Origin of the sequence: Pseudomonas sp. NFACC43, from assembly GCF_900119645.1 — a bacterium.
Lineage (GTDB): Bacteria > Pseudomonadota > Gammaproteobacteria > Pseudomonadales > Pseudomonadaceae > Aquipseudomonas.
Window position 1 is genome coordinate 1 of the sequence record NZ_FPKK01000033.1, and the last position, 5,964, is coordinate 5,964.

General features: G+C 66.6%; 1 protein-coding gene. It reads right to left on the reverse strand.

The features are described from left to right. On the reverse strand, positions 1 to 5,964 hold a 5,964-nt coding region (locus BT179_RS26155; RefSeq protein ID WP_143148742.1), incomplete at both ends, for a non-ribosomal peptide synthetase.

Genomic DNA, 5,964 nt, shown 5'->3' on the forward strand with positions numbered 1-5,964 from the left:
CCAGGCCGTGACGTCCACGGCGGCTTCGGTGGGGCCGTACAGGTTGTGCAACGCCACCTGCGGCAGTTGCGCCTTGAAACGCCGCACCAGATGCCCCGGCAAGGCTTCGCCGCTGCACATCACCTGCCGCAGCCCGTCGCAGCCGTGGGCGGCGCCATGGGCCAAGAACACGTCCAGCATCGACGGTACGAAGTGCAGCGTGCTGATGCCCTGGGCCTGGATCACCTCGCACAGGTAGGCTGGGTCGCGATGCCCGCCAGGACGGGCCATCACCAGCCGGGCGCCGGTGAACAGCGGCCAGAAGAACTCCCACACCGATACGTCGAAGCTGAACGGGGTCTTCTGCAGCACCGCATCGGCAGCCGTCAACGGATAAGCGTCCTGCATCCACAGCAGGCGGTTGACCACCGCCCCATGTTCGTTCATCACGCCTTTGGGCAGGCCGGTGGAACCGGAGGTGTAGATGACATAGGCCAGATGGTCGCAGCGCAGCTCCTCGACCCTTGGATTAGCCGTCGACTGGGTCGAGAACGCGGCATCGTCCAGCAACAACGTCCGGGCATCGGTGGCGGGCAGGCGTGCCTGCAAGGCCCCCTGGGTCAGCACCACGCTCGGCGCGCAGTTGTCCAGCATGTAGGCCAGGCGATCGAGCGGATAATCCGGATCGAGCGGCACATAAGCAGCACCGGACTTGAGAATGCCCAGCAGGCCGGCCACCATTTCCAGGCTGCGCTCGGCGCAGATCGCCACCCGATCGTCCGGGCGGATCCCCAGGGCGATCAGGCGATGGGCAACCTGGTTGGCGCGGTGGTTCAGTTGCTGGTAGCTCCATTGCTCGTCGTCAGTCACCACGGCGATGGCGTCCGGGCTGGCCTCGGCACGGGTTTCGAACAGACCGTGGAGGGTCTGGTCGCGTGGGTAGTCGACGGTCGTGGCGTTGAGGGTTTCCAGCACATGCCGGCGCTCCTGCTCCGCCAACAGCGGGATTTTCGCCACGACAGCCTGCTCGTCGGCGACCATGGCCCGCAGCATGCATTCGAGGTAACCCAGGTAGCGCTCCATCGTGGCCTGGTCGAACAGCGCCGTGGCGTATTCCAGCGAACCGAACAGGCGGCCCTCGATCAAGGCCATGTCCAGCAGCACATCGAACTTAGCGGTGCGACTGCTCACCCCCAGTGCCTGCAGCGACATGTCCGGCAGCTCCATCCCGGCGGTTTCGGTGTTCTGCCACGACAGCATGGCCTGGAACACCGGGCTGTGGGACAGGCTGCGCAGCGGCCGCACCACCTCCACCACCTGCTCGAATGGCAAGTCCTGGTGGGCCTGGGCTCCCAGGGTCTGGGCCTTGACGTGTTGCAGCAGCGCCTGGACCGTCCGATCGGCCGACACATCGACCCGCACCGCCAGGGTATTGACGAACAGGCCGATCAGGTCTTCCACCTGCGCCTGCAGGCGGTTGGCCGTCGGGGTCCCGATGACCACATCGTCCTGCCCGGACATTCTCGCCAGCACCGCGGCCCAGGCCGCCATCACTGTCATGAACAGCGTGGTGCCCTGCCGTTGGCTCAATGCCTTGAGCGCTGCGGTCAGGGTTTCATCCAGGACGAGCCCCACCGCATTGCCGCAATGGTCCTGCTGCGCCGGCCGCGGCCGGTCGGTGGGCAGCGTCAGCAATGCCGGCGCTCCGGCCAGGGCTTGCTGCCAATAGTGCTCCTGCCTGTCCAGGACCTCGCCGGTGAGCCAGCGCCGTTGCCAGAAGGCGTAATCGGCGTACTGGACCGGCAGGGCCGGCAGCGGGTCGTCCTGCCCCTGGCTGAACGCCGCGTACAAAACGCCCAGCTCCCGGGTCAGGACATCGGCGGACCAGCCGTCCGAGACGATATGGTGCAAGGTCACCAGCAACACATGGTCCTGCTCGTCCATGCGTACCAGGCGGCCACGGGCAAGCGGACCTTGGCTCAGATCGAAGGCCTGGCGAGCCTCTTCCCCGGCCAGGCGCGACAAGGTCGCTTCGGCGTCGGGGTCATCTGTCAGGTCGTGCAGCGCCAGGGCAAAGCCGCAATTCGCCGGGGCGATGCGTTGCGCCACGTCCTCGCCCTGCATCTGGACAAAAGTGGTGCGCAAGGCTTCGTGCCGGGCCACGATACGATCCAGGGCACGGGTGAGCGCCCGGGTATCCAGCGTCCCCCGCAGGCGCAGGCCGGTGGGGATGTGATACGCCGCGCTGCCCGCGTCCAACTGCGCCAGGAACCACAGGCGCTGCTGGGCGAACGACAACGGCAGCGCCTGCTCGCGGGATACCGGCAGGATGTCCGGCCGCGTGCTGCGTGTCGCCCGGGACAGGACCTGGGCCAGCGCGCTCAGTTGCGGTTGGGCAAAGACATCGCTCAGGTTCAGCTCCACGTCCAGCTGTTCGCGCACCTGGGCAATCAGGCGCATCACCAGCAACGAATGCCCGCCCAATTCGAAGAAATGATCGTGACGCCCCACCGCTTCGACGTTGAGCAAGTCCTGCCAGATCTGCGCCAAGGCGACTTCCGTAGCGCCTTGGGGCGCTTCATGGGTACGGCTGGCATAGGCCTCGGCATCCGGGGCCGGCAAGGCCTGGCGGTCGAGCTTGCGGTTCGGTGTGAGCGGCAGCGCGGCCAGGCTGACAAACGCACCCGGCATCATGTAGTCGGTCAGCAACGTCGACAGTTCGGCACGCAAGGCGGCCGCGCTCAGGGTCACGCCGGCCCGGGGCACGACGTAGGCCACCAGGCGCTTGTCCCCCGGCTGGTCTTCGCGCACGATCACCGCGGCTTCCTTGACCCCGGCACACTGGCCCAACCGGGTTTCGATCTCGCCCAGTTCAATACGGAAACCCCGCACCTTGACCTGGAAATCGTTGCGCCCCAGATACTCGATACGCCCGTCAGGACGATAACGGGCCAGGTCGCCGGTCTTGTACATGCGGGCATCGGGCTGATCGCTGAACGGATCGACAAGGAAACGTTCGGCATTGATGGCATCAAGGTTCAAATAGCCGCGCGCCACGCCATCGCCACCGATATAGATCTCCCCCGCGACCCCGAACGGCACTGGCTGCCGGTGCCCGTCGAGCAGGTAGATGCGGGTGTTGGCCATCGGTGTGCCGATGGTGGCGTTGCCGGCCACGGCGCTGGCGTCGTAGCGCATGTAGGCGGCGGTACAGGACACGGTAGCTTCGGTGGGGCCATAGGTGTTGATCAGTTGCGTGTGGGCCGGACGCACCGCGTCCCACATCTGCAGTTTCTGCATCGACAGGGCGTCGCCGGTGACGTTGACCAGCCGCACCTCGCGCAGATGATCCCGGGCCTGGGCCGGCGTGTTGTGCCATTCGGCCGCCAGGGTGTGCCAGTGCGCCGCGGTCAGGTGCAGGAAGGTCGGCCGGATGTCGCCGTCCTGCTGCAGTTCGGCGCTGCCGAACAGCTTGCGGGTCGGCGCCAGGGTGGCGCCGGCCACCAGCGCCGGGAAAATTTCCTCTACCGACAGGTCGAAGTTCAAGGTGTTCTGTTGCAATACCGTATCGGCCGGCGTCAGGCCGAACAGCCGGACCGCGTCCACGCAATAGTTGACCAGCCCGCGATGCTCGATCATCACCCCTTTGGGCGTGCCGGTCGAACCCGAGGTGTAGATCACATAGGCCAGGTGACGCGAGCCCAATGACGCGATCACCGGGTTGTCGTCACGCCCTGCGGCGATGCCCTGGCTCGTGCGTTCGGCGTGGTCGAGCAGCAACACCGGCGCCGACAGCGGCGGCAAGCGGTCCTGCAGTCGGCGCTGGGTCAGCAGCGCCACCGGGGCACTGTCGCCCAGCATGTAGGCCAGTCGCTCGGCCGGATACGCCGGGTCGAGGGGGACGTAGCCACCACCGGCCTTGAGAATCCCCAGCAGGCCTACCAGCATTTCGGCGCTGCGCTCGACACAGATCGCCACCCGGTCGTCGGGGCGGATACCCAGCCCGATCAGGTGATGGGCCACCTGGTTGGCCTGACGGTTCAGTTCGGCATAGCTCAAGCGCTCCCCTTCGAACACCACCGCGATGGCATCCGGCCTGGCCACAACCTGAGCCTCGAACAGTTGATGGATCACCTGCGTGCGTGGGTACGGCGCCTGGTTGGCGTTGAGGCCCACCAGCAGATGCTCGCGCTCGGCGTCATCCACCAGCGCGATCCGGTCGACCAGAGTCTGCTCGTTCGCCACCATGGCTCGCAGCACACGCTCGAAGTACCCGATGTAGCGCTGCACCGTGCGCGCATCGAACAGGGCCGTGGCGTATTCGAGAGTGCCGAAGACCTGGCCCTGCAGCTCGCCCAGTTCCAGGGACAGGTCGAACTTGGCAACCGTGTTCGCTACCCCCAGCCCTTCGAGCTTCAGGTCGCCGAGCACCAGCTCGGTGCTGTCCAGGGTCTGCCACGACAGCATGGCCTGGAACAGCGGACTGTGGGCCAGGCTGCGCACCGGCTTGAGCAGTTCCACCACCTGTTCGAATGGCAGGTCCTGGTGCGCCTGGGCCCCGAGGGCCTGGGCCTTGACCCGGGCCAGCAGGGTTTCGACAGTGGGCGACCCGGACACATCGACACGCACGGCCAGTGTATTGACGAAGAAACCGATCAGCCCTTCGACCTCCGAGCGCGTGCGGTTGGCGGCCGGCGAACCGATCACCACCTCGTCCTGCCCCGAAAGACGGCCCAGCAACGCCGCCCAGGCGGCCATCAGCGTCATGTACAGGGTCACACCGTGGCGCTGGCTCAGTGCCTTGAGGTCGGCGGTCAGGCCGGCATCGAACGCCACCGGCAGCGCCGCCCCGGCGTAATCCTGCCGGGCCAGGCGTGGTCGATCCGTCGGCAGCATCAGCAGCGCCGGTGCATCGGCCAGGGTTCGCTGCCAGTAGCCGCACTGGGCCTGCAACACCTCGCCGCTCAACCAGCGGCGTTGCCACACGGCGTAGTCGGCGTACTGCATCGTCAGCGCCGGCAGCGGATCGTCCAGGCCATGGCGGAACGCTTCGTAGAGAGCCGCCAGTTCCTTGATCAACACGCCGATGGACCAGGCGTCCGAAACGATGTGGTGCATGGTCACCAACAGCACATGATCGTCATCACCGAGACGGATCAAACGCCCCCGGATCAACGGCCCCTGCTCCAGGTCGAAAGCGTCGGCGGCTTCCTGCGCCGCCAGGACTTGCAGCTCGGCTTCGACATCGGCGTGACCGGACAAGTCCTGCCGCAACAGGGCGAATCCTGTATCGGCCGGTGCGATGCACTGCAAGGCCTCTTCCCCCCGGGTACGCACGAAGGTGGTCCGCAGCGCTTCGTGACGGGCCACGATGCGATCCAGCGCCCGCTGCAAGGCGACACCGTCCAGGCTCCCGCGCAGGCGCAGCCCGGCGGGCATGTGATAGGCCGAGCTGGCCCCTTCCATCTGCGCCAGGAACCACAGGCGCTGCTGGGCGAACGATAGGGGCAGGTCTTCATCGCGGGCCACCCGGACGATTTCCGGCAAGGTGCTGCGTCCGGCCTGGGCCACTGCCTGCGCCAACGCCTTGAGCTGTGGATGAGCGAACAGTTGCGCCAGGCCCAGTTCCACGCCCAGGCGCAGGCGCACCTGGGAAATCAACTGCATCGCCAGCAATGAATGCCCGCCCAGGTCGAAGAAATGATCGTGGCGGCCGACCTGATCCACGCCCAGCAGCGCTTGCCAGATCTGCGCCAGGGTGGTTTCGACGTCGCCTTGAGGGGCTTCATAGCCTCGGGTAATGACCGAGTCGAGGTCTGGCGCCGGCAAGGCCTTGCGGTCCAGCTTGCCGTTGGGGGTCAACGGCAAGGCGTCCAGGCGTACGTAGGCCACGGGCACCATGTAATCCGGCAATTGCCCTTGCAGATGGCTGCGCAGGGCCTCGATGTCCACGGCCCGGGACTCGGTGAAATAGGCCACCAGGCG